At 73.5% G+C, this 23,274-nt stretch carries 15 protein-coding genes and 1 pseudogene; 5 read left to right on the forward strand and 11 right to left on the reverse strand.

The features are described from left to right. Positions 1–101: 101 nt before the first annotated feature. From ACH4G3_RS22245 to ACH4G3_RS22270, 6 genes are all read right to left on the reverse strand, one after another. Positions 102–290: a hypothetical protein gene (locus ACH4G3_RS22245; RefSeq protein WP_354743093.1), complete on the reverse strand. Its 189-nt coding sequence runs from the start codon at positions 288–290 to the stop codon at positions 102–104. Between the two features lie 48 nt (positions 291–338). Next, positions 339–1,346: a Ppx/GppA family phosphatase gene (locus ACH4G3_RS22250; protein ID WP_397626130.1), complete on the reverse strand. Its 1,008-nt coding sequence runs from the start codon at positions 1,344–1,346 to the stop codon at positions 339–341. An 87-nt stretch (positions 1,347–1,433) separates the two neighbouring features. Beyond that, entirely contained in the window at positions 1,434–4,256 is a 2,823-nt protein-coding gene (locus tag ACH4G3_RS22255) for an NHLP bacteriocin export ABC transporter permease/ATPase subunit (protein WP_397626131.1), read from the reverse strand. Between the two features lies 1 nt (position 4,257). Next, entirely contained in the window at positions 4,258–6,483 is a 2,226-nt protein-coding gene (locus ACH4G3_RS22260) for an NHLP family bacteriocin export ABC transporter peptidase/permease/ATPase subunit (RefSeq protein WP_397626132.1), read from the reverse strand. After that, positions 6,480–7,286: a biotin/lipoyl-containing protein gene (locus ACH4G3_RS22265; protein ID WP_397626133.1), complete on the reverse strand. Its 807-nt coding sequence runs from the start codon at positions 7,284–7,286 to the stop codon at positions 6,480–6,482. Before ACH4G3_RS22265 ends, ACH4G3_RS22260 begins: the two co-directional genes overlap by 4 nt. A 116-nt stretch (positions 7,287–7,402) precedes the next feature. Further along, positions 7,403–7,618: a hypothetical protein gene (locus ACH4G3_RS22270; protein ID WP_020270762.1), complete on the reverse strand. Its 216-nt coding sequence runs from the start codon at positions 7,616–7,618 to the stop codon at positions 7,403–7,405. A 743-nt stretch (positions 7,619–8,361) separates the two neighbouring features. On the opposite strand from ACH4G3_RS22270, the gene ACH4G3_RS22275 reads away from it, so the two are divergent. Beyond that, on the forward strand, positions 8,362–9,792 hold the full coding sequence (locus ACH4G3_RS22275; RefSeq protein WP_397626134.1) for a S1 family peptidase: 1,431 nt from the start codon (positions 8,362–8,364) through the stop codon (positions 9,790–9,792). A 205-nt stretch (positions 9,793–9,997) separates the two neighbouring features. On the opposite strand, the gene ACH4G3_RS22280 is transcribed toward ACH4G3_RS22275, so the two are convergent. Then, positions 9,998–12,154, reverse strand: a complete 2,157-nt coding sequence (locus ACH4G3_RS22280) for a SpoIIE family protein phosphatase (protein ID WP_397626193.1) — start codon at positions 12,152–12,154, stop codon at positions 9,998–10,000. A 155-nt stretch (positions 12,155–12,309) separates the two neighbouring features. On the opposite strand from ACH4G3_RS22280, the pseudogene ACH4G3_RS22285 reads away from it, so the two are divergent. Then, positions 12,310–12,996: pseudogene (locus ACH4G3_RS22285) on the forward strand (LuxR C-terminal-related transcriptional regulator); the annotation flags it as partial. Here ACH4G3_RS22285 and ACH4G3_RS22290 read toward each other — a convergent pair. The 4 genes from ACH4G3_RS22290 to lanKC form a co-directional block, all read right to left on the reverse strand. Next, positions 12,919–15,069: an ATP-binding cassette domain-containing protein gene (locus ACH4G3_RS22290; protein ID WP_397626135.1), complete on the reverse strand. Its 2,151-nt coding sequence runs from the start codon at positions 15,067–15,069 to the stop codon at positions 12,919–12,921. The pseudogene ACH4G3_RS22285 and the gene ACH4G3_RS22290 overlap by 78 nt on opposite strands. Next, positions 15,066–16,817: an ABC transporter ATP-binding protein gene (locus tag ACH4G3_RS22295; RefSeq protein ID WP_397626136.1), complete on the reverse strand. Its 1,752-nt coding sequence runs from the start codon at positions 16,815–16,817 to the stop codon at positions 15,066–15,068. The genes ACH4G3_RS22290 and ACH4G3_RS22295 overlap by 4 nt, the downstream gene beginning before the upstream one ends. An 85-nt stretch (positions 16,818–16,902) precedes the next feature. Continuing rightward, positions 16,903–17,019: a SapB/AmfS family lanthipeptide gene (locus ACH4G3_RS22300; RefSeq protein ID WP_010040504.1), complete on the reverse strand. Its 117-nt coding sequence runs from the start codon at positions 17,017–17,019 to the stop codon at positions 16,903–16,905. Positions 17,020–17,074: 55 nt separating this feature from the next. Further along, the gene (lanKC, locus tag ACH4G3_RS22305; RefSeq protein WP_397626137.1) at positions 17,075–19,711 is read right to left on the reverse strand and encodes a class III lanthionine synthetase LanKC; all 2,637 of its coding nucleotides are present in this window, start codon (positions 19,709–19,711) and stop codon (positions 17,075–17,077) included. A gap of 187 nt (positions 19,712–19,898) precedes the next feature. On the opposite strand from lanKC, the gene ACH4G3_RS22310 reads away from it, so the two are divergent. From ACH4G3_RS22310 to ACH4G3_RS22320, 3 genes are all read left to right on the forward strand, one after another. After that, positions 19,899–22,349 carry a SpoIIE family protein phosphatase gene (locus tag ACH4G3_RS22310; protein ID WP_397626138.1) on the forward strand — a complete coding sequence of 817 codons (2,451 nt, stop codon included), beginning with the start codon at positions 19,899–19,901 and terminating at the stop codon, positions 22,347–22,349. A 96-nt stretch (positions 22,350–22,445) separates the two neighbouring features. After that, positions 22,446–22,865: a CBS domain-containing protein gene (locus ACH4G3_RS22315; protein ID WP_397626139.1), complete on the forward strand. Its 420-nt coding sequence runs from the start codon at positions 22,446–22,448 to the stop codon at positions 22,863–22,865. Between the two features lie 182 nt (positions 22,866–23,047). Continuing rightward, entirely contained in the window at positions 23,048–23,230 is a 183-nt protein-coding gene (locus ACH4G3_RS22320) for a hypothetical protein (RefSeq protein WP_397626194.1), read from the forward strand. The last annotated feature ends 44 nt before the right edge of the window (positions 23,231–23,274 follow it).

Consider the following 23,274-nt stretch of genomic DNA (forward strand, 5'->3'; position numbering starts at 1 on the left):
GGTACCCGGCCGGCGTCCGGAGTCACCTACCCGCGTAGTTCCCGCGCGGAAAGGGACTCCGGCACGCCATGAAGGGGCCGGACCGGGCCCGGCCACTGCGCTCAGTCCCCGTGGGACTCGTCCTGGGCGCGCGTGTTGGGGGTGATGGCCTCTCCGGCCTCGCCCCGGTGTCGTCGCTGCTCGGCGGAGTCCTGCGTGCGGTTCTCGGCCTCCTCGATCTCACGCAGCACCTCCTCCAGCGCCGTCTCGGGCTTCTTGTCGGAGCCGTCGTGGTTGTTGTCCTGGGACACGGGGGTCTCCTTTCTGCGTTCGGTGCGTCCGTTGTCGTCTGCCGGCGATCAGGTGGAGGCGGTGGCGATGCGCAGCGGCACCGGGTCGGGAGGGGCCGCCTCCTCGGTGCGGCGGGTGACCTCCGCCCACCAGGCAGGGCCGTCCTCGATGTGCCGCAGCAGCACGCCCTCGCGGATCGCCCAGGGGCAGACCGTGACGGACCTGAGGCCGGTCAGTTTCATCGCGGTGTGCGCGACCACCGCCCCGGCCAGGCTCTGCGCGGCCCGCGGGGCGGAGATGCCGGGCAGCAGCGCGCGTTCGGCGGCGGGCAGGGCGGCCAGCCGCGGGATCGCCTCGCGCAGCGCCGAGCGGTGCAACTGCCGGTCCACGAACGGGCCGTGGCGTCCGGGCGCCGTACCGCACAGCCGTCCCAGCTGCTGGAAGGTGCGTGAGGTGGCGACCGCGGTGCGCGGGCCCTCCCAGCGGATCCGCGCCGCGACGTCCCGCAGCTGGTGGCGGACCTTGCGGCGCAGTGCCCGCACCCGCTCCGGCGACGGCGGGTCCTCGTCCTGGAAGAACTCGTGCGTGAGCCGCCCGGCACCCAGCGGCAGCGAGGCCACGAAGTCGGGCAACCGGCCGCGCCCGAAGGCGACTTCGAGCGAGCCGCCGCCGATGTCGAGCAGGGCGAGCGGCCCCGACCGCCAGCCCATCCAGCGCCGGGCCCCCAGGAACGTCAGTTCCGCCTCGACCTCGCCCGGCAGGGTGCACAGGTCCACGCCGGTACGGGCCCGGACGGTGTGCAGCACCTCGTGCCGGTTCGACGCGCCGCGCACCACGGCGGTCGCGAACGCCAGTGGGGCCGCCGCGCCCCACCGGGCGGCGGTCCGGCTCGCCTCGGCGACCGCGTGCACCAGTTGTTCGACGGCCTGCTCAGGGATGGGTCCCCCCGGTGTGACCTGCTCGGACAGCCTGAGCCGCCACTTGGCGGTGTGCACCGGAAGCGGTACGCCGCCGTCCGCGTCCGCGACCACCAGTCTGACCGTGTTCGATCCCACGTCCACCACGCTGATTCGCATGGGCCGTGGGTACCCACTTCCGGCAGAGCCCAACGGTCAGGGCCCCGGAGTACGGCGAAGTCACGCCACCGGGCGGACCGGACACCGTCACGCCATCTGGCGCCGCACCAGCTCGTGCAGCCGGCCACTGGTGTCGGCGAGCAACTGGGCGGGCGGGCCCTGCTGGACGACCTTGCCGTCCTCCATCACCACGACCCGGTCGGCGTCCATCACGGTCGACAGCCGGTGGGCGATGACGATCCGGGTGGCGTTGAGGGCCTTGGTGCTCTCGATGACCGTGCGCTGGGTCTCGTTGTCGAGGGCGCTGGTCGCCTCGTCGAAGAAGAGGATGCGCGGCCGGCGGATCAGCGCCTGGGCGATCATCAGCCGCTGGCGCTGGCCACCGGAGACGGCGCCGCTGCCCGAGACGATGGTGTGCAGGCCCATCGGCATCCGCTTGATGTCCTCGGCGAGCCCGGCCAGCTCGGCCGCCGCCATCGCCTCCTCCGGCGTGTACGGCTCGGTGCCGCAGATGACGTCCAGGATCGAGCCGGTGAACGGCTGGGCGTGCTGGAGCACCACACCGCACTGGCGGCGCACCGCCGACTGGTCGAGCGCGGCCAGGTCCTGACCGTCGTACAGGACGCTGCCCGACACCGGGCGGTCGAAGCCGATCAGCAGGCGCAGCAGCGTCGACTTGCCGCAGCCGCTCGGGCCGACGACCGCGACGAACTCGCCCGGCCGCACCTCGAACGACACGTCGTCCAGCACCAGCGGACCGTCGTCCGAGTAACGGAAGGACAGCCGCCGCGCCTCGAGCGCCCCGGACAGCGGGCCCGGACGCGTGCTCGCCGTGCGCACCTCCGGCGTCGCGTCCAACACCGGCTTGATCTCTTCGAACAGCGGCAGCGCCGCCACGGCCGAGACGAACGCGCCCGTCAGCTGGGTCACCGAGGTCAGCACCATCGTCACCGAGGTGTTGAAGGTGAGGAACGCGGCCGCCGACATCGAGCCCCGTGCCGGACCCGCCAGCAGCATGAACATCAGCAGCGTGCACAGCGGCAGGTACACCGCGCCCAGCACCGACGTGAGGTTCTTGATCCGGCCGACCTTCTGCTGGAGCTCACGGCTGCGCGCGAACTGCGACGCCCACGCGGCGTACGCGTAGTTCTCGGCGGCGGCCACCCGCAGCTTGGGCAGACCGCGCAGCGTCTGGAAGGCCTGGTTGTTCAGCTTGTTGCTGAGCACGACCAGCCGCCGCTGCCACCGCACCTGCCACAGCCCGAGCCCCAGGAACACGGCCGCGATGACCACGAGCATGCCGATCGCGGCCATCGCCATCGGCACGCTGAACCACAGCAGCAGCCCCAGGTTCATCGCCCCGACCGTCACCGACTGGGCGACCGTCGGCCCGACTCCCGCGAGCAGTCTGCGGATCGAGCTGATGCCCATGGCCGCGCTGGCCAGTTCGCCGGTGGAGCGCTCGGTGAAGAACCTCGTCGGCAGCCTGAGCAGCCGATCCCACACGGCCGGCTGGAGCGTGGCCTCGACCCGGCCCTCCAGCCGCAGGATGGTGAGGTTCTGCAACAGCATGAACGCCGCCGACACCACACTGCTGAGCATCACCGCCATACAGACCTGCACGATGAGGTCCGTCTGCGCCTTCGGCACGAACTCGCCGAGCACCTTGCCGGTCGCGATGGGCACCAGGGCGCCGATCGCCACCGTGACCAGTCCGCTGAGCAGCAGCCCCGTCAGGTCGCCGCGCGTGCCCTGCATGCAGAACCGCAACAGCCTCAGCGGGCTGAGACCGCGCTCGGGCAGCGGGCGGTAGAACATGACCGCGCGCGGCTCGAACTCGTCGGCGTTGGCCTTCTCGATCGGTGTCTCACGGCCGGTGGACGGGTGGACGGCGACGTATCCGCCGCGCCGCCACAGCAGCGCCACCGGCGCACCGGACAGGGCCCGGTGACCGACCAGCGGCCCGACGTTGTCCCGCCACCAGCGGCCGTCGAGGCGCACGGCCCGGGTGCGGACGCGGGAGGCCAGGGCGACCTGCTCGACCGGGTCCAGGCGGTCGCCGCCCGTGCCCTTCTGGGTGGGCTCGGTGAGGCTGATCCCGGCGGCCTGCGCGACGAGCTTGCACGCCGCGTACGTGGCGTCGGCGTCGGCCGCGGTGGTCCGCTTCGACGACCGCTTCCCGATGGAGGCCAGCAGCGTCTGGTCGGCCTGGGCGCGTACCGCCTCACCGGCCTTGATGCCCTCGGCCGTGCGCGACTCGTGGGTGCGCTCCAGTTGCTCGATCCAGCGGTCCAGCGTGGTCAGCAGCCGGTACTGCTGGTCGACCATGGACTGCCACAGCCCGGGGTCCATCAGCAGGTCGGCCGCGGCCTCGGCGCCGTAGAGCGAGCCGTACTGCACACTGCCCGGCGGCACCTGCATCCAGAACACGTCGTCGTCCGTGGGAGCGGCGGCCCGCTCGGTGGCCATCGGCGCCTGGAAGAGGATCGACAGGCTGCGGCCGACGCCCAGGGCGAGGGCGTACTCCAGCGGGCTCGTCGTCGGCGGCACGTACTGCGGATTGCCGTACTCGTCGTACGACCAGGTCGCGGTGTTGGCGGGCTGGTACAGCTCACGCAGGCCGATGCGGTGCACCACGCAGTCCCGCAGCGGGCGGGCCACCAGGGTGTGCTGGGGGCCCGGCACCGGTCCCAGCACCAGCGAGCCCGCCTCCAGGCGGCCCAGGTGGTGCCAGTGGCCCTGCTGGCCGGCGTCCACCGCGAACAGGTCGACGGCGCCCGCCGCGACCAGCCACAGCACCTGCGGGCCCTCCAGATCGAGGCGGTTGAACCCGGCGCAGTCGATGCGCGAGCCCATCTGCCCGAACGCGTTGAGGACGAGGTCGCCCTCGTGTCCCTGAACGGCCGTCATCTCACCGCTCCCTGACCAGTGCCGCGTACGCTCCACCGTGCGCCACCAGGTCCTCGTGCCGTCCCCGCTCCACGACCGTGCCGTGCTGCAGGACGACGATCTCGTCGCTGTCGCGGACGGTGCTGAGCCGGTGGGCGATCACCACACAGGCACAGCCGCGCCTGCGCAGGTTGTCCATGACGACCAGCTCGGTCTCCGCGTCCAGCGCGCTCGTCACCTCGTCGAGCACCAGGATGCTCGGCCGGCGCACCAGCGCCCGCGCGATCTCCAGGCGCTGGCGCTGCCCGCCGGAGAAGTTGCGCCCGTCCTGCTCGACCTTGCTGTGGATGCCGCCGGGGCGGCGCGTGATCACGTCGAGCAGGGCGGCGTCGCGCAGCGCGTCCTCCACCGCCTCGTCCGGGATCGACGGGTCCCACAGCGCCACGTTGTCGCGGACCGTGCCCTCGAAGAGGAACACGTCCTGGTCGACGAAGGAGACGGAGGCGGCCAGCGCCCCGCGCGGGATGTCCTCGATGCGCTGTCCGTCGATGCGGATCACGCCCTCCCACGGCGCGTACAGGCCGGAGATCAGCCTGGACACCGTGGACTTGCCGCTGCCGGACCCGCCGACCAGCGCGACCTGCTGCCCGGGACCGACGGTGAGGTCGAAGCCGGTGAGCAGGGGCTTGTCGAGCGGGCTGTAGCCGAAGGTGATGTTCTCCAGCTCGACATGGCCCTGGAGACGGCGCGTCGACTCGCCGGACTCGGGGCGGCCGTAGAGCGGATCGGCCTTGAAGTTCTCCACGTCCTTCAGCCGCGCCACGTCGGCCGCGAAGTCCTGGATGCGGCCCGCGACGCCGTTGAGCCGGGTCAGCGGGGCGGTGAACCGGGTGACCAGGGCCTGGAAGGCGACCAGCAGACCGACCGAGATGTGGCCCTCGACCGCCCTCATGCCGCCGATCCAGAGGATCAGAGCGCTGTTGAGGGTGGCCAGCGTCGGCGCGACCACGCCCAGCCAGGCGCTCGGCACGCCGAGCCGCTGCTGCTCCTCCAGCGTGGTGGCGTGCTGCCCGGCCCACTTGCGGAAGTAGCCGTCCTCGCCGCCCGTCGCCTTCATCGTCTCGATCAGCTGGAGGCCGGTGTAGGCGGTGTTGGTGAGCCGGGCCGTGTCGGCGCGCAGCTTCGCCGTGCGCGTGGCCCGCAGCCGGATGACGACCCGCATGGCCACGACGTTCAGCAGCGCCACGCCGATGCCGACGAACGTCAGCTGTGGGTCGTACGTGTACAGCAGTACCGCGTACAGGACGACGACGACCGCGTCCACGCCCGCCGCCGCGAGGTCGCGGGACAGCGTCTCGGCGACCGCGTCGTTGGACTGGAGCCGCTGCACCAGGTCGGCCGGACTGCGCTGGGAGAAGAACGTCACCGGCAGCCGCAGCAGATGGCGCAGGAAGCGGGCGCTGGAGAGGGTCGAGGAGATGATGCGGCCGTGCAGCAGGTTGGCCTGCTGGAGCCAGGTGAGGAGGACGGTGAGCAGGACGCACGCCGCCATCGCCGTGAACAGCGTCGGAAGCAGCGAGGTCTGGTTCCCGATCAGGAACTCGTCGATGTAGGTGCGGCTGAGCGCGGGCACCGCCGCGCCGACCGCCACCAGCAGCAGGCTCGCCAGGACGGCGGCGGGCATCGTGCCCGCGGTCCCGCGCAGCCGGGCGGGCATGGCGCCCAGGATGCCGGGCTTGCGGCCGCCCCGGGTGAAGTCCTCGCCGGGTTCCATGACCAGCACCACACCGGTGAAGCTGCCGTCGAAGTCCTCCATGGGGACGAAGCGGCGGCCCTTGCCGGGGTCGTTGATGTAGACGCCACGGCGGCCGAAGCGGCGGCCCATGCCGTCGTAGACGACGTAGTGGTTGAACTCCCAGAACAGGATGGCCGGCGACTTCACCTCGGCGAGGGCGGCCAGGTCCATCTGCATGCCCTTGGCCGTCAGGCCGTAACTGCGGGCCGCCTTGAGCAGGTTGCTGGCGCGCGAGCCGTCGCGGGAGACGCCGCAGGCGATGCGCAGCTCCTCCAGCGGGACGTGCTTGCCGTAGTGGCCGAGCACCATCGCCAGGGAGGCGGCGCCGCACTCCACGGCCTCCATCTGGAGCACGGTGGGCGTGCGGACGGTCTTCGCCGCGGACTTGGGCACCTTGCGCTTGGGCGGGGCGGCGCGGCGCCGGCCCCGGGTGTCCGGTGCGGTCGCGGTCACGGCAGCAGCCAGTCGACGGGACGCTGGTCGTCCAGCCGGATCGACCCCGAGGCCAGCGTCATGGAGGTCAGCTTGAACGGCGGCCCGTCCGCGGACGACCACTCGTACCCGCTCTTCGTGGCGGACGACTTGTCCAGCCGGACCGTCACGGCCACCGGCCTGCCCTTCTTCGTGAACTGCTCGCCCAGCTGGCTGTCCCCGAGGAAAGCGGCGATCTGCTGCGGGGACTGGGCCGAGCGGTCCACTGACTTCACATGGCCGCGCAGGACGCCGTACTCCTGGGTCGGCACCGACTGCACGGTCAGGTCGACGGCGGCGTCGTCGGGGATCGAGGCGGCGTTCTCGGCGGGGACGTAGACCGTCGCGTACAGCGGGTCCTTGGTGTGGGCGACCCTCTCGACGGAGGCGACGTTCGCGCCGGTCTGGATGATCTGCCCGACGGTCGCGGCGAGCGCGGAGACACGGCCCGCGTCGATCGTGCGGACGACGGTTTCGCCCTTGGGCGTACGGACCTTGAGCACGGGGGAGCCGGCCGGCAGCGTCTCGCCCTGCTTCGCGAGCACCGCGGTGACCTGGCCCGCGACGGGGCTCTGCAGGAGGTAACTGCCCTGCCCGTGCGTGAGGATGGCGGGTGCGCTGACCGTGGAGGTCACCGAGCCGGTCACCGCCCACACCGAGGCGGCCGCCATCGCGACGACCGTCACCGAGAGCACCAGCCAGCCCTGCGGGCGGGCGAAACGCACCGGAAGGTCGAGTTCCTCCGGTGACTGGAGCTTGGCGAGGGCCTGTTGGCGGAACTGCAAGGAACTTCCCTCACCCGTAGAAGAGGTTCTTACGGCCGTAGCAGAAGCTGTTACGGCACCCGAAGATCCCGGAACCGCCGGCTGCGGCTCCGGGAGTCAACGGCACTGGGGCTCGATCAGAGACCGGAGACCAGGTTGGTGACCGGGGCCGTGTTCAGGCCGGTGACGCCCTCGACCGTGCCGACGGCGGTGTCGACCAGGCCGGAAACCGGAGCGATGCCGTCGACGGTGTCGGTGACGGTGTTGACAGCGTTCACGGACAGGCCGCCGGAGATGGCGTCGAGCTGGGCGTCAGCGATCTCGACGGTCTCAACCTGGGGGGTGGAGTTCATGATGGAACTTCCCTTCGTATGGATATCTCACAAGGGGGGAGCGGCCCCCTCTGGGGACAGATGACGGCCGCGACCGCGGATGCCGGACTCCCGTTTCCGAGTGCCCTGTGCGGCCCCCGCGGTGCGATGGATCAAAGCACGCTGCGGGCGCGGGCTTCCAATCAACCAGCCGTCTCACCAGGCAACTTGCGCCCCAGCCGCACCGAAGCGTGCAGGTCTGCGCACGCCTTCGTGGCCAGTTCTTCACATGCGTCACGGCATCGGCTCATGCGACCCCTTGTCCCTGGGGCCGGCGAATCCGGCACTCCCGCACCAAAGGCATGACCGACGCGGCCGGCGCGAAGCCAACCCTCGACTCGGTGACCGGGTTGAGCATTCGGTGTGCAGATTCGCTGAAGGTGGGATTCGACTCCGTGATCACAACAGATCGTTTCCAGTCGGACACGGATCGTGTCGGTTCGGCGGGTCGTCACTGGAGCTGCGGCTGAAACGCCGTCATCCGGCCATGGGCGGTCGCCGGCCGTCGCACCTCACCTTCCCCGGCGGGCCGCTGTGACCAGGACGGTCGCAGACCGTGCGGTCGGTGCGCGGACGGCGGGAGTTGGCTGATTCCGCGATGCGAACGGATCACTTGCAAACGGAATTGAACGCCCCAGGAAGCCCGTGCGTACCAACAGCCATCCAGGCGCCCCCCAAAGCTGCCGGACGGCGGCACCTACTCCGTTCCCCAGGAGGAGAGAAGTTTGAGTCACAAGCGAATTCCGAAGCGCAAGGCCGCGATAGCGGCGGGCAGCGTGGTGGCGCTCGGCGCGGCCGCGATCCTGCTCCCCAACGCCAACGCCTCGCAGGACGGTTCGTCCGACGACGCGGCGGCCGTGCCGAAGACCCTGAAGGCGGGCGACGCCTCGGATCTCGCCTCGCAGCTCTCCGGGCTCCTCGGTGAGGCGTTCGGCGGCTCCTACTACGACAGCGACAGCCAGCAGCTCGTCGTCAACGTCGTACCGGGCGACAACAACAACGTGATCGTGCAGGCGAAGGCGGCGGGCGCGAAGGTCCGCGAGGTCGACAACAGCTGGTCGGAGCTCCAGAGCGGGGCGCAGACCCTGAAGTCGGACGCGACCATCGCGGGCACCTCGTGGTCGATCGACCCGGTCACCAACAAGCTCCTGGTGACGGCCGACAGCACCGTGACCGGTGCCAAGTGGGACAGACTGGAGTCCACCGTGCAGAGCCTCGGCTCCGGCATGGCGACCATCAAGAAGTCCGCGGGCACCTTCAAGCCGTTCGTCTCGGGCGGTGACGCCATCTTCGCGGGCGGCTCGCGCTGCTCCCTCGGCTTCAACGTCACCGCGGGCGACGGCTCCCCGGCCTTCCTGACGGCCGGTCACTGCACCCTCGGCGGCAACGAGTGGTCGGACACGCAGGGCGGCCAGCCGATCGCCACCGTCGACCAGTCGACCTTCCCGGGCGACGGCGACTTCGCGCTCGTGAAGTACGACGACCCGGCGACCGAGGCGCCCAGCGAGGTCAACACCGGCGACCAGACCGTCCAGATCACCGAGGCCGCGGAGGCGACCGTCGGCCAGGAGGTCTTCCGGATGGGCAGCACCACCGGGCTCAACGACGGCCAGGTCCTCGGCCTCGACGCCACGGTGAACTACCCCGAGGGCACGGTCACCGGCCTCATCCAGACCAACGTCTGCGCCGAGCCCGGCGACAGCGGCGGCTCGCTGTTCACCCAGGACGGTCTCGCGATCGGCCTGACCTCGGGCGGCAGCGGCGACTGCACGGTCGGCGGCGAGACGTTCTTCCAGCCGGTCACCACCGCCCTGGAGGCGGTCGGCGCGACCCTCGGCGCGGGCGGCGCGGCCGGCGGCGCGGGTGAAGAGGCCGGCGCCGGCCAGGAAGCCGGTGCGGGCGAGGACGCCGGCGCCGGTGCCGGTGAGGAAGCGGGCGCCGGTGAGGAGGCCGGCGCCGGCGGCGAGGCCGGAGCCGGCGCTGGTGCCGGTGCGGGCGAGGAAGCCGGTGCCGGTGAAGAAGCCGGAGCCGGAGCCGGCGCTGGTGCCGGTGAGCAGGCCGGAGGCGAGGAAGCGGGTGCCGGAGCCGGTGAAGGCGCCGGTCAGGACACGGGCCAGGGTGTCGAGGACAACTCCGGTCTGACCGAGTCCCGCTGACCCGAAGACGTCGGCAGCCGGTCCGACGATGCCGGCCCGATTCCGCCCCCTTCCTGGCGGACCGGGCCGGCCCACCGGCGTTCCCAGCCACCGACCGCCCTCAGCAGTGATGCCGGCCGGCCGGTGGACCGGGCCGGCCCTCCGGCGGGAGGACCGGCCCGTCCGCGCGTCGGCGGAGCTCCGCAGGAGAACGGACCGTGGGGCCCTAACCGACGGCCCTGAGCAGCAACAGGGCGATGTCGTCGAGCCGTTCCTCCCCGTCCGTGCGGTGGCGCTCCGGACGGACGAGGCTGTCGGCCAGTTCGTCCAGCGGCTGGTCCCCCGCGTCGGCCAGGCGACGGCCCAGGCCCGCGAGGGCCTCCTCGAAGTCGGTGCCGGGGGATTCGACCAGCCCGTCGGTGTAGAGGGCGAGCAGGGAGCCGGGGGCGAGGGAGACCTCCGTCGTCGGGTACACCGCGGAGGCGTCGATGCCCAGCAGCGGGCCGCCGGCCAGGTCGAGAACGCGCACCCGCCCGTCCGGGCGCCTCAGCAGCGGCGGCGGATGACCCGCCCGGGACATCACGGCCCGGCCGTGCGCCGGGTCGAGGCGCAGGTACAGGCAGCTGGCGAACAGGTCGGACCCCAGGTCGAGCAGCAGCCCGTTGGTGCTGCGCATGACTTCCTCGGGCGCCTGGCCCACGGCCGTGTACGCGCGCACCGCGGTGCGGACCTGCCCCATCAGCCCGGCCGCCGTGACGTTGTGGCCCTGCACGTCCCCGATCACCGCCGCCGCCATCCCCTGGGTGCGCACCAGGTCGTAGAAGTCGCCGCCGATGTCCATGCCCTGCGTGGCCGGCACATAGCGGGCGGCCGCCTCGATGCCGGGCAGCGACGGCAGGGAGTGCGGCAGCAGCGCCTCCTGGAGGCCGTGCGCGAGCCGGTGCTTGGCGTCGTAGAGCAACGCCCGCTCCAGCGCCTGGGCGATCAGGCCGGCCAGGCTGGTCATCACCGCCCGTTCCTCCGTCGGGAAGGGGTGCGGCTCGGCGTAGGAGAGCACGCACGTCCCCACCGGCCGGCCCTGGGCGATCAGCGGCAGATACGCCCAGGCCGCGAACCCGTCGGGCGTCGCGCCCCGCGCCGGGTAGAGGCGCTCCAGCTCTTCCTGCGACTCGAAGAAGGCCGGCACGCCCGTCCGCAGCACCTGTGTGCCGGGGGTCGGCTCGGTCAGCGGCATCCCGTCGAACCGCTCCACCACGGTCGCATCCCGGTACCCGCGGTGCCCGAGCACCCGCAGCCGGTTGGCCCGCGAGCCCAGCACGACCAGGGCCTGGCTGCCCACGGCCGGGGCGATCTCGTCCGCGACCAGCTGCACCACGTCCTGCACCCCCACCGCCTCGGTGAGCGCACTGGCCAGGTTCAGCACCTGCGTGATGGTGACCAGCCGGGTCGGCGTCCCGTCGGGCGGCGGTGCGGTCCGGTTCATCTCCGCCACGGCCCGGGCCCTGGTGATCCGGACGCTGAGGCCCGTCGTGCTCGGATACAGCCGGAACGACAGCCACTCGCCGGGCGGGCGCAGCGCCACGAACGAGGCGGTGTGCTGGCTCATCAGCGCGGCCCGGTAACGGTCCTCGTACACCGGGTCGTTGAGCCACGGCACCGACGCCCACAGCTGCGTGCCGAGCAGCCGGCTGACCGGGACGTTCAGCAGTTCGGCCGCCGCCGCGTTGACGAAACCGATCCGCCCGTGCAGATCCAGCGAGACCAGCCCGTACGGCAGCCGGCTCACCATCCGGGCCGCCTCGACCGTGCCGAGCGTGCCGGCCATCCCACCGACCAGGGGCGCGGCGACCAGATCCGTCTCGGGGTGCGGCGGGATGCTGTGCTCGGCGGCCCGCTCCAGCCGGACCGCGAGCCGCCCGCAGGCCGCGGTCAGATGCTCGCGCTCCCGGTCGGACAGCTCCTGCGGATGCCCGCCCGGCCAGGTCACGAACACCGCGCCGTACACGGTGGACTCGGTGGCCACCGGCACGGCGGCCAGGGCGAACGGATACGGCAGCACCATGGCGATCCGCGGATAGCGGCGGGCCATCTCCTCCTCGCCGCCGACCCACACCAGCCGCCGCTCGCGCGCCGCGTCGGCGACCGGGATCGGCGCGCTCAGCCCCACCCGCTCCCAGGGCGCCGCGAACGCCCGCGGCAGCCCCGCCATCACCGCCATCTCCAGCACCGGGTGGTCCCGCGCCAGCAGGTACACCGCGCCGGAGTGGGCGTGCACCTCGTCCATCATCGAGGCCAGCGCCAGGGACAGCAGGGGACGGCCGACCGGCGTTCTGGCGGTTGCCGGCGCCTGCGCGGACGACTGCCCCTCGGACACGCCGACCACCTCCTCGCACGGCCGCGCGACCGGACTCAGGAACAAATCTCCTCCCTGGCGGGCCGTCGCGCACGACGAGCGGCACGGGGACAGCTCTGGTTACCGTCGGTCACAGACACACGGGCCCGCTGGGGGCCGCCCGCGTACCCCGACTGCCGCGACCCATGCCGCCGAAGTCGAAGCGCGGCCGGGGGTATGGGCGCCGCGCGTGCGCCCCCACGCACCCTGATGGCCGGATCTTCGCGCCCACGGAGGGTCACGGTCGCGAACAATGGGGCACGCGCTCAACACGACGACGGGGCGTACGGCGAGCCGAGGGGGTGGCAGTGATCCGGGTGCTTCTGGTGCACGACGAGTGTCTGGTGCGATCGGTGCTGGCGGAGTGGCTGCGGGGAGAGCCCGACCTCGTGGTGCACGACACGTCGTGGCGAGGCGCGCCCGGACTGCTGCCGTCCGTGCGGCCGGACGTGTGCGCGGCGGACCTGGAGTGCGCGGACTCCTACGGCATCCCTCCGCTGGGCGAGCTGTGCCGCCCGGGCCCGGACCGGACGCGCCCGCGCCTGCTGGTGCTCGCCACTGCGAACAGACCCGGCCTGCTGAAACGGGCGGCCGAGGCGGGGGCGCTCGGCTACGTCGACAAGGAGGGCTCGCCGGAGAACCTGCTGCGCGGGATCCGCCGGGTCGCCCAGGGGGAACGTTTCGTCAACGACTCGCTGGGCTTCGGTTTCCTCAAGGCGGCCGAGATGCCGCTGACCCGCAGGGAGCTGAGCGTGTTATCCCTCGCGGCCGAGGGAGCCTCCATCGCGGAGATCGCCGGGAGCCTGCACCTGTCCCACGGGACCGTGCGGAACTACATGGCTGCCATCACCCGCAAGACCGGGGCCCGCAACCGCATCGACGCGATCCGCATCTCGCAGGGACAGGGCTGGCTCTGACCGCCGGGCCGGCACCGGGGTCCAGCTCCCGACGAGGTCCCGGTACAGCGGGGAGGACCGCATCAGCTCGTCGTGGCCGCCGCAGGCCGTGCCCCGGCCGTCCATGACCAGCACACGTCCGGCGCGGCGGGCCGAGCTGATGCGGTGGGCGACGACCACCAGGGTCCCGCCCGGCCGCGCGGCGAAGGCCCGCTCCGCACGCTCCTCCGTCTCGGCGTCCAGATGGCAGGTCGCCTCGTCGAGCAGGGCGAGCGGGGCGTACGACAGATAGGCCCGGGCCAGCGCGACCAGTTGCCGTTCGCCGGCCGACAGGGCGGCCGGATCGACCCGGGCGCCGAGGCCGCCGAGCCGGTCGGCCAGCGGGGTGAGTCCGACCGCCTCGGCGGCGGCCCGCAGCTCCTCCTCGGGCACCGGGTCCGGACGCAGGTACGCGAGGTTCTCGGCCAGGGTGCCGCCGAAGACGTAGGCCTCCTGCGGGATGAGCACGCGCGCGGCGGCCGCCTCCGGCCCGGGCACGGGATGTCCGCCCACCGTGATGGTGCCCCGCTGCGGGGTGAGAAGCCCGGCCACGAGGGCGGTGAGCGTGGACTTGCCGGTGCCGCTGGGCCCGACGACGGCCAGGTGCGAGCCGCCCGGGAGGGTGAGGTCGAGCCCGTCGACGACGGGGGTGCCGGCGGGGCCGTAGGCGAAGGTGACGGAGGAGAGGGACAGGGCCGGGGGAGAGGGGATGGGTGAGGGGGCGGCGGGGTCGGTCCCGCCTGTGGCGGAGGACCGGCGGCGTGCGTCCTCGGTGGCGGTGGGCGTGCGGGGTGTGTCGTCGCTGGCGGCGGGCGTGTGGAGTGTGCAGTCGGCGGCCCGTACCGCTCCCGGGAGCGCGCCGCGGGGCCCGTCGGGCAGGGTGCCGGGAGCTGGGGCTGGCCTCTCGTGGCGCTCTGCCGTCTCCGCAGGGCGGCGGGGGTCCACGCGCCGGCCCGCCCCCGTCCTCCTTCCGTCCTCGCCGGTGCCCTCGGTCTCGACGGAATCCGTCGAGGTCAGCCTGCGCAGCACCACCGTCAGGCGGGAGCCGCTGGTGCCCAGGCCGTGGACCAGGTTGCGCAGGGCGGGCAGCAGGGACTGGGTGACGTAGGCGAGGGCACCGACCAGGGCGCCCGTGGTGACGCCGTGGGCCAGGAGCCACGGTGCGGTGGCGAGCAGCAGCACGATCGGGAGCTGGCCGCCGAGAGCCAGGGACGCCACGCGCAGGACGCCCCAGTGGGCCAGGGAGCGTGCCGCCCGGAATTCCGCCTCGACCCGTTCGCCGGTGCCGGCGGCGATGTGCGCCTCGGCGCCGGTCGCCGTGATGTCCCGCAGGCCCGGGCAGACGGCGCCCAGGTGTCCGGCGAGGGCCTCGTCGGCGACGAGGAACGCCTCCTGCCGCCGGGCGAGGGGCCGCAGTGTCGCCGCGAACAGCGCCACGCCCGCGGCCAGGGGCGGCCCGACGACGAGCAGGAGCGGCGGGGCGAGCGTGAAGAGCCCGGCCAGGGCGCCTGCCGCGGTGAACACGAACGAGCGGGAGACCATGACCAGCCCGGCGAAGGTGTCCCGCGCGATCTCCACCTGCTGGGTGAGCCCCGACAGGGAGCCCGCGCCACCCGTCCGCACCCCCCGGGCCACCACCCGCTCCACGAGCCGGTCCCGGAACGGTTCGACCAGCGCGGCGACGGCGGCGTACACCCGCGCGGTCCCGTACGCCCCGGCCAGGACACCGAGCCCGGCCACCGCCAGCCAGGCCAGCCCGACACCCGGCCGACCCCGCAGGAACCCCTCGTCCAGGGCGCGGGCGGGCCCGTACCCGATGAGGAAGGTCTGCCCGGTCTCCAGCACCGACCAGGCGGTGAGCCGCAGCAGGACCCGCCACCGGGCGAGCAGGAACCGCAGGCCCCGCCCGGGCAGTCCGCCCCGCGCGGGCGGGGGCGTGCCGCTCTCGGCGTGCACAGGGCTGTCCGTCATGCCTCCGCCTCGCTCCCGGCCCCGGCGGGCGCCGGTTCCGCCCCCTCCCCGAACACCGCCCGGTACTCCGCGAGCCGCCACAGCTCCTCGTGCCGACCCACCGCCCGCACCCGCCCTCCGTCGAGCCAGGCCACCGCGTCGGCGCACGCGGCCGTGGCACTGCGGTGGGCGACCAGGAGCCGCGTGGTGCCAGGACCGTCGCCGAGGAGGGCGTCGGTGATGCGGCGTTCCGTCACCGTGTCCAGGCTGGAGAGGGCGTCGTCGAGGATCAGCAGCCGGCCGCCGTGTGCGAACGCCCGGGCGAGGCCCAGCCGTTGGGACTCGCCGCCGGAGCGCGGGGCGTCGGCGACGGCCGTGTCGTATCCGTCGGGGAGGCGGCGCACGAAGTCGTCGGCGAGGGCGGTGCGGGCCGCCTCGCGGATGCGGTCGGGGGAAGGGGACGCCAGGCCGAGGCCGATCGCCTGCCCGACCGTGCCGCCGAGAAGAGCCGGGCGGGCGAAGGCATAGCCGACGGCGCGCCGCAGGTCGTCGTGCGGCAGCTCGCGCAGCGGCACACCGTCGAGGAGCACCTCGCCCGCGTCCGGATCGGCCAGCCGCCCGGCGAGGGCGGCCAGCAGCGACTTGCCCGCGCCCGAGCGGCCCACCACGGCCAGGGTCGTGCCGCCCGGTACGACGAGATCCACCCCGTCGAGGACGGTGCGTCCGCCGCGCCGGGCCGTCACACCGCGCAGCTCCAGCCGCCCGGGCCCGTCGGGCAGCCGCCGTTCGCCGAACCCGGTGGCGGGCTCGGCCCGGATCTCGCCGAGGCGCCGGGCCGCCGCACGGGCCCGGGCCAGGCCCGCGAGCCGGCCGACCAGGACGCCGACGCCCGTCGCGAGCACGGCGTACCGCGAGGCCGCGAGCACCTCGCCCACCGACAGCCCGTCCCGGGTCAGCAGCACACCGGCCACGGCGACGACCCCGAGCTGGAGCAGCGGCGCCACGGCGACCGCCTGTGCGGCGGCGCGCCCCTGCACCCGCCACATGCGGTGCCCGGCCTCGGACAGCTCGGGCAGCGGCCGCAGCACCCGGGCCGTCTCCCTGTCCTCCGTACCCGCCGCCCGGACGGTGCGGAAGCCCTCGACGGCCTCGGCCAGCGCGGCGGCGATCCGGCCCTGGGCCCGCTGGTACCGCGTCGCGCTCCGAGTGGTGTCCCGCGCCACGGCACGCAGCAGGAACGTCAGTACGGGCGCCCCGGCGAGGAAGACCGCCGCGAGCCGCCAGTCGATCAGGCCGAGCGCGACCACACCCCCGACGGGACCGGCGAGGGCGGCGAGCAGCGCCGCACGGGCCGCCGGAGTGGTCCCCGCCTCGGCGGCGTTACCGACCAGGCGCGCGACGAGGTCACCGGAGCCGAAGCGGTCGGCGGCCCGCGGGCCGACGCCCAGGACGTGCCCGGTCAGACGGCGGCGCAGCCACGCGGTGCTGCGGGCGTCGACGGTCCCGGTCAGGACGGTCTGGGCCGCGTCCAGCAGGGCGAGCAGCAGCACGAGGCCGGCGCAGTACAGCACCCAGCGGGTCGCCGGTGCCTGCGCCAGCAGAAGATCGAGCGCCCGGCCCAGCGCCGTCGGCAGCAGCAGTCCCGCACCGGCCGCGGCGGTGCTGACCAGGCACAGCGCCGCACACTGGGCCCCGCTGTACCGGGTGGCCGTACGCAGCAGCACGCGGGCGTGTCCGGTCGCCGGATCGCCGTCGGCACGCGTGGTCATACGGGCCTTTCGTGAAACGGGAGGACCCCGGGCGGCCCCTCCCCGAAGGGAGAGAGCCGCCCGGAGCCATGCCGCGGACCGTCGGTCAGAGACAGAGCAGGACGCTCGCCGCGCTGATGCAGGAGAGCAGGCTCACCGTGCTGGCGCCGCCACCGTCCGTCCGCTCCTCGGACTCGATGGTCTGCAGGTCGAGAAGTGCCATGGTGTGTCCTTCCGTTGGGTGTCCGTCCGTGGTCATCCGTGGGGACGGGGTGGTGTCACGACTCCGCCGGATCGCGGAGCCGCGTATCGGTGAGCCGCCGGTGCGGCGGCGGGAGGAACGGCAGGTGGGCGTCGGTCGCCGGGTCGAGGGCCGCGCCGAGCGCCAGCAGGCACCCTGCCGTTCCGGTGGCGAGGTCCATGGACAGCCGCATCATCTGGTGGCCGGGGAAGGCGAGTTGGCCCTCGTAGGCCATCGCGAACCAGCCGAGTCCGGCGATCTGGGCGGCCAGCCGGTCGGCTGTCGCGCCCGGTTCGGTGGTGCGGCCGAGGTGCAGGATCATTCCGGCGCGGCCCTGGAACAGCCCCGGCTGCGCGTAGAAGCGTGAGGTGGCCGCGGTGAGCACACCGGAGCGAGCCGGCTCGAACTCCCCGGCCAGGTGCGGGGCGTGGGCCACGAGGTCGTCGAGGACCATGCCGATCCCGGCGCTGCCGTCGCCGAGGTAGGGCAGGGTGCGCCAGCCCTCGTCGACCTCCAGCGCACCGCCCTCGCGGGTCACACACGACTCCAGGTCCCGGCGCAGTGCCACGGCCGCCGCCTCCAGCCATTCGGCCCGGCCGGTCCACTCGTACTGCCGCAGCATCAGGAGCGCCGGACCGCTCGCGCCCCGCAGCAGCCCGGCGCGCCGCCGGGGCGTGGCCGGGAGCGGCTCGGCGAGCCGTCGCACGAGGATCCGGGCGGCCTCGTCGGCCCGCTCGCGCAGCACCGCTTCCCCGGTGGTGCGCGCCAGGTGGCCGAGGACGAGGCCGAGTCCGGCCAGTCCGCCGTGCAGGTCGGAGGAGAGGTTCTGCCAGCGCTCCGCGAGGATGCCCTCGACCAGGTCCAGCGCCCGCTGCCGATGGCCGAGCCGGTCCAGGACCAAGGCGACGCCCGCCAGACCGTCGTACAGGCCGAGCGGCGTGCCGACCGGGGCCGGTGCCGTCCGGGCCAGCAGCCAGCGCTCGCCCTCCTCGTACCGCTCGGCGCCGATCGCGTCCAGCGCGTACAGCACCCCGGCCGCGCCGTGGGCGATCCCGAGCCCGCCGCCGTCGGAGAACTGGGCGACGTCGCCCGGGAAGAGCCGGTCGTCGCGCTCCGGGGTGGCCGAGGCGAGGATCGCCTTGACCATCGAGTCACGGCTGTACGGCCAGTCGCCGGGATCCACCGGAGAGGACGGAGCGGCCACCGTACGGCCGGACACCTCCCGCGTGATCTCCGCGACCGCCTCGTCGAGGAACTCCGGCGGCACGTCCGGGAACTGCTCCGCGATCACCTCGGCCAGATGCGCCGCCTTGCCGCGGTCGACCACGAACAGCGTGGTCACGGGCAGGAACAGGGCCAGCCGCAGACAGGCCAGGGCGTAGCGGTCGACGTCGGCGCCCCGGCGGTCCGGCGGCGCGAAGAAGCCCGGATGGGCGACGACCTGGCGGCCGTTCTCCCCGACCGGGGCCGCGGCCTCGAAGTCGAGAAGGAAGACCGTCTCCTCGTCCGGCGCGACCATGATGTTGAAGACGTGCAGGTCGTTGAAGACGATGCCGCGCGCGTGCACCGCCGCCACGGCCTCCTCCACCCTGCGGTGGATGCGCAGCGCCCACGCCGTGTAGGCGGCGACGGCCTCCGGCTCGGGATCCTGGGCGAGCAGCGGATGCCGCTCGGCGAAGAACGAGTTGAGCGGACGGCCCTGAAGGAAGTCCATCACCAGGAAACGGTGGCCGCCGAGCTCGAACCAGTCGCGCACCTCCGGGACCACGCCCGTGCCCGCGACCTGCTCCAGCGCCCGCTTCTCCCGCTCCAGCCGGGCGATCGCGTCGGCGCCGTCCGAGGCGAGCCCCGCGTGCGGCCGGCCCTCCTTCAGCACGACCTTGCGCCCGTCGCGCGTGTCGGTGCCGGTGTACACACCGCCGCCGTTGGAGAAGTGCAGTGCCTTCTCGATGCGGTACGGCAGGTCGCCCGTCGTCGTGTTGTTGCGCGCGTCCAGGTGGGGCTTGAGGAACTCCGGCAGCGTCACCCACTCCGGCACCTGGAAGGACGGCGCCCGCCGGTCCGGCACCAGCCGTCCCTCGCCGTCCCGCACCGCCGGCACCAGCGAGCCCCGCTCGTCCACGACGAACGAGCGCGCGAAGGCGCCGTACCGGACGTACAGCGGACCCTCGCCCCACCGCAGGTCGGTCAGGATGTACGGCCCCTCCAACCCCGCCAGCAGCGCGCCCAGCTCGCGCAGCACCCGGTGCAGCTGCTCCTCGCCGTCCGGATAGACGGTGACGAACTTGCCGCTGCCGTCGCGCGGCGCGTATTTGGTGTTGCGCAGGTGCAGCAGGTGTGGTCCCGGCACGAACTTGAAGGGGATCCGCCGCTCGACGCAGTAGTCCCACACGGTCCCGGCGATCTGCTCCGCGTTCGCCCGGGTCGCCGAGGCGTGGATCTTCCAGCCCTGCGCCGGGCCCTGCACCGGATCGCCGTCCGGGCCGAGCGGAGTCATCGTCAGCCAGTCGCCGATCCGTGCCGCCTCCCAGCCCTCGGGCACCGGCCGGCGGGCCGTCTCGTAGAGGTGCGCGGCCGCTGACTGCGCGGCCTCCTGCCCGCCCGGCGCCAGCCGGTCCGGCGTCTCGTAGAAATGCCGGTCGGCGAGCGCGTACACCTCGTACCGCTTGTCCATGCGTCCCCCTGTCGTGACGGGCACCGAGCCTTCCAGCCACGCGACGGGCCCGGACAGTCACGCCTGTCACGAGAACACCGTGCGGAACGCATGGGTCAAGACATGTTCGGTGGCTTTCGAGCGCCCGTGCCGCCTGGCCTCCACGGAACGCTCACAGGGGCTGCGCAGGTGTCTCATAAGCGCTGTAATGGCCAACGTGGTCAGTGAGGGCGCCGAAGAGCGCGGAACGCGAACGCTGCGTGCCGAAGGTGCCCTCAAAGCGATCGCGGTCGATCAGCAGTCGCCCGAACGGGTGCACCGCGCTCTCGAACAGGCACTCGTCTTCGCCGGGGCGGCGTTCGTCGCCGTGTACGCGCCCGGTCAGGACGGCGAACTGCTGTGCCTCGTCGAGTCGGCCGGCGTGCCCAGGACGCTGTACGGGCTGCGCGACAGCTACCCGCGCGCCGGGCGCTCCCCGGTCGCCGAGGCCCACCGCGATGGACGTCCGGTCTCGATGGGCCCGGCGGAACTCGCCGGGTACGCCCAGGCGCGGCGCGTGCCGTCCCGGTACTTCCACCTGGTCGCCCTGCCCGTGCAGGGGAACGGCGGCGGCTGCCTGCTCGCCGTGAGCGAGCGCCCCGCCGGGTTCGACACCGACGACCGCGAGTGCCTGGAACTCATCTCCGAGGCGATCGCCTTCACCGCCCCCGCCGCGGCCGCCGAGGGCGGTGAACTGCCGCCGGGCGCCTTCAGCCTCGCCATGGACACCGGCCGCGTCCGGGCCGGCGACGACCTGCTGGACCTGTTCGGCCTGGACCCCGTGGAGTTCGACGGCCGCGTCGAGACCCTGCTCGGCCTGACCGTGCCGGAGGACCTGCCCTCGCTGATGTCCGTCGTGGAGGCGGACCACATGTCCATCGGCGACCGGGAGCTGGAGTTCCGCGTGCTCCAGCCCACCGGCCCGCCGAAGTGGCTCCGGCTGACCGGGCGTCTCCTGCCCGGCGGCGAGGGCCACCCGGCGCGGCTCGTGGGCACCGTCGCCGACGCCTCCACGCTGCGCTCCGACGTCACCGACGTGGCCCGCGTCCAGCGCCTGGCCACCGCGCTGGCCACCGCCGTCACCGTCCGCGACGTCGGCAACGCCGTGGTCGCCGCACTCCGCCGGCCGCTCAGGGCCGACCGGATCGCCCTCGCCGAGCTGGAGAGCGACCGGCTCGTCGTCACCGTCCTCGACCCGCCCGAACCCGACGTCTGGCCCGAGCTGTGGCGCAGGGAGTGGCGCAGCGAGTGGCCCGACGCGCCCGTGCGCGCCATGCCCACCCTGGCCGCCGCGCTGCGCGAGGGCCGCGCCCGGATCTGGCCCGCCGGCAGCCCCCTGGAGCGCGCCCTGGCCGAGGTCGGCCCCGGCGGCCTCGCCGTCCTGCCGCTGCCCGCCGGGAACCGCATGGCCGGCGCCTGCCTGATCGGCTGGGACACCCCGCACGAGTTCGGCCCCGACGAGCGCGCCCTGCTCACCGCCTGCGCCGGTCTCGCCGGACAGGCCCTGGTGCGGGCCCGGGCCTTCGACGCCGAACACGAACTCGTCGGCATGCTCCAGCGGCAGCTGCTGCCGCGCCGCCTGCCCCGGCTGCCCGGCGCGGTGGCCGTCGCCCGCTACCTGCCCAGCACGGCGGGACTGGAGCTCGGCGGCGACTGGTACGACGTCATCCCGCTGCCCGACCACCACGTCGCCCTGATCATCGGCGACGTCCAGGGCCACAGTGCCGGCGCGGCCACCCTCATGGGCCAGATGCGCACCGCCCTGCGCGCCTACGCCGTCGAAGGGCACCCGCCCGACGTGGTGGTCGCGCACGCCAACCGGCTCCTCATGGACATGGAGAGCGACCTCTTCGCCACCTGCGCCTACGTCGACGTCGACCTGGAGGAGGGCTCCGCCTGGTGCGTTCGTGCCGGGCACCTGCCGCCGGTGCTGCGCTACCCCGACGGCCGGACCGAGATCGCGGAGGCCGAGGGCGGGCCGCCCCTCGGGGTGATCACCCAGGCCGACTTCCCCATGAGCCCGCTGCGCCTCCCGCCCGGCACGGTGATCGCCCTGGCCACGGACGGGCTCGTCGAGACGCCCGGCACCGACATCGACGAGAACATGGACCGCCTCGCCGACCGGCTGGCCGAAGCCGCCCCCGCCGACCTGGGGCTCGTCGCCGACGCCCTCCTCGGCGACGCCCCGCGCAGCGACGACGTCGCCCTGCTCCTCATGCGCTACGACGGCATGGACCTGCGCCCGCTGCGGGAGAGCTGGACGGTGTGGCGCGTACCGCAGGCGGTCGGGCACGCCCGCCGCTTCGCCCGGCGCACCCTGCGCTCCTGGGGCGTCACCGAGAACGTCGACGCCGTCCTGCTCGTCGTCTCCGAACTCGTCACCAACGCCCTCGTCCACACCGACGGCCGGGTCCGCATGGACCTCACGCTCATCAACAACCGCCTGCGCGTCGCCATCGCCGACGCCTCCCCGCGCAGCCCGGTCCGGCCGACCAGCATCGGCTGGGAGGCCACGGGCGGCCGGGGCATCCTCCTCGTCGAGGCCCTGTCGGCGACGTGGGGGACTCTGCCGGTCAGCGGCGGCAAGCAGGTGTGGGCGGAGATCGTGCTGGGGCGGTGAAGACCGTCCACGATCACCTGGTGACCTGGCCGGTTCGCGGGTACCCGGGCGGCGCAGGACGGAGAACCCGCAACGAGCCGAAGGAAGAGGAACGTCATGGCTCAGCATGTCCGCGACATCATGACCAGCGATCCGGCCACGGTCGAGCCGCAGACCTCCGTCGCCGAGGTGGCCCGCATCATGCGCGACGAGGACCTCGGCGTCGTCCTGGTGACGGACGGCGACGATCTGCGCGGTGTGGTCACCGACCGTGATCTGGTGGTCCGGGCGATCAGCAAGGGCGGGGACCCGGAGCGGACCACGGTGGCCGGCGCGTGCAGTGACGACCTGGTCACCGTCAGCCCCGACGACGACCTGGACCAGGCGGTGGAGCTGATGCGCGAGCACTCAGTGCGCCGTATTCCGGTCGTCGACCACGGCCACCCCGTGGGCATCGTCTCCCTGGGCGACATGGCCATGGAGCGCGACCCGGACTCGGCGTTGGGCGACATCAGCGCCGCGCGTCCCAACACGTGACGACAGCACCCGGCCGGCCGGTCCCGCGCACGCACGGTGCGCGGGACCGTCGTATGCCGGGGTTCAACGGCCTTGAGACGCGCGGGACTTCAGAGCGCCGCCGAGGCGTCACGACTGGTGTTTGTCCGGTTTGTTCATGGGGACTCGAACAGCAGCGGAACGCAGAAGGAAGATGATGAGCCGTGACGACCATGGAGACCAGTGACAAGCCCCTCGCCCGTCGGCCCGAGACCGGCTGGTCGAAGGCACGCCGCCTGCGCGGAAAGGCCGCGCTGCGGACCTGCCTCCCCGCCGTGGAGGACCGGGCCACCACCCGGAACGCGCGCTCCGAGCCGGACTGGAACATCGTCAGGGGCGAGGACTGACCGCTCCCCGGGGGGCCGCGCGGTGACGAGGAGCGTAACTTCGC

Origin of the sequence: Streptomyces afghaniensis (assembly GCF_044327915.1) — a bacterium.
Taxonomy (GTDB): Bacteria; Actinomycetota; Actinomycetes; order Streptomycetales; family Streptomycetaceae; genus Streptomyces; species Streptomyces afghaniensis.

Bases quoted from the DNA above. Each gene is read 5' to 3' on its own strand.
- ACH4G3_RS22250 (WP_397626130.1), bottom strand. From the start codon at position 1,346: ATGCGAATCAGCGTGGTGGACGTGGGATCGAACACGGTCAGACTGGTG.
- ACH4G3_RS22255 (WP_397626131.1), bottom strand. From the start codon at position 4,256: ATGACGGCCGTTCAGGGACACGAGGGCGACCTCGTCCTCAACGCGTTC.
- ACH4G3_RS22270 (WP_020270762.1), bottom strand. From the start codon at position 7,618: ATGAACTCCACCCCCCAGGTTGAGACCGTCGAGATCGCTGACGCCCAG.
- ACH4G3_RS22290 (WP_397626135.1), bottom strand. From the start codon at position 15,069: ATGACGGACAGCCCTGTGCACGCCGAGAGCGGCACGCCCCCGCCCGCG.
- ACH4G3_RS22295 (WP_397626136.1), bottom strand. From the start codon at position 16,817: ATGACCACGCGTGCCGACGGCGATCCGGCGACCGGACACGCCCGCGTG.
- ACH4G3_RS22300 (WP_010040504.1), bottom strand. From the start codon at position 17,019: ATGGCACTTCTCGACCTGCAGACCATCGAGTCCGAGGAGCGGACGGAC.
- lanKC (WP_397626137.1), bottom strand. From the start codon at position 19,711: ATGGACAAGCGGTACGAGGTGTACGCGCTCGCCGACCGGCATTTCTAC.
- ACH4G3_RS22310 (WP_397626138.1), top strand. From the start codon at position 19,899: ATGGCCAACGTGGTCAGTGAGGGCGCCGAAGAGCGCGGAACGCGAACG.
- ACH4G3_RS22315 (WP_397626139.1), top strand. From the start codon at position 22,446: ATGGCTCAGCATGTCCGCGACATCATGACCAGCGATCCGGCCACGGTC.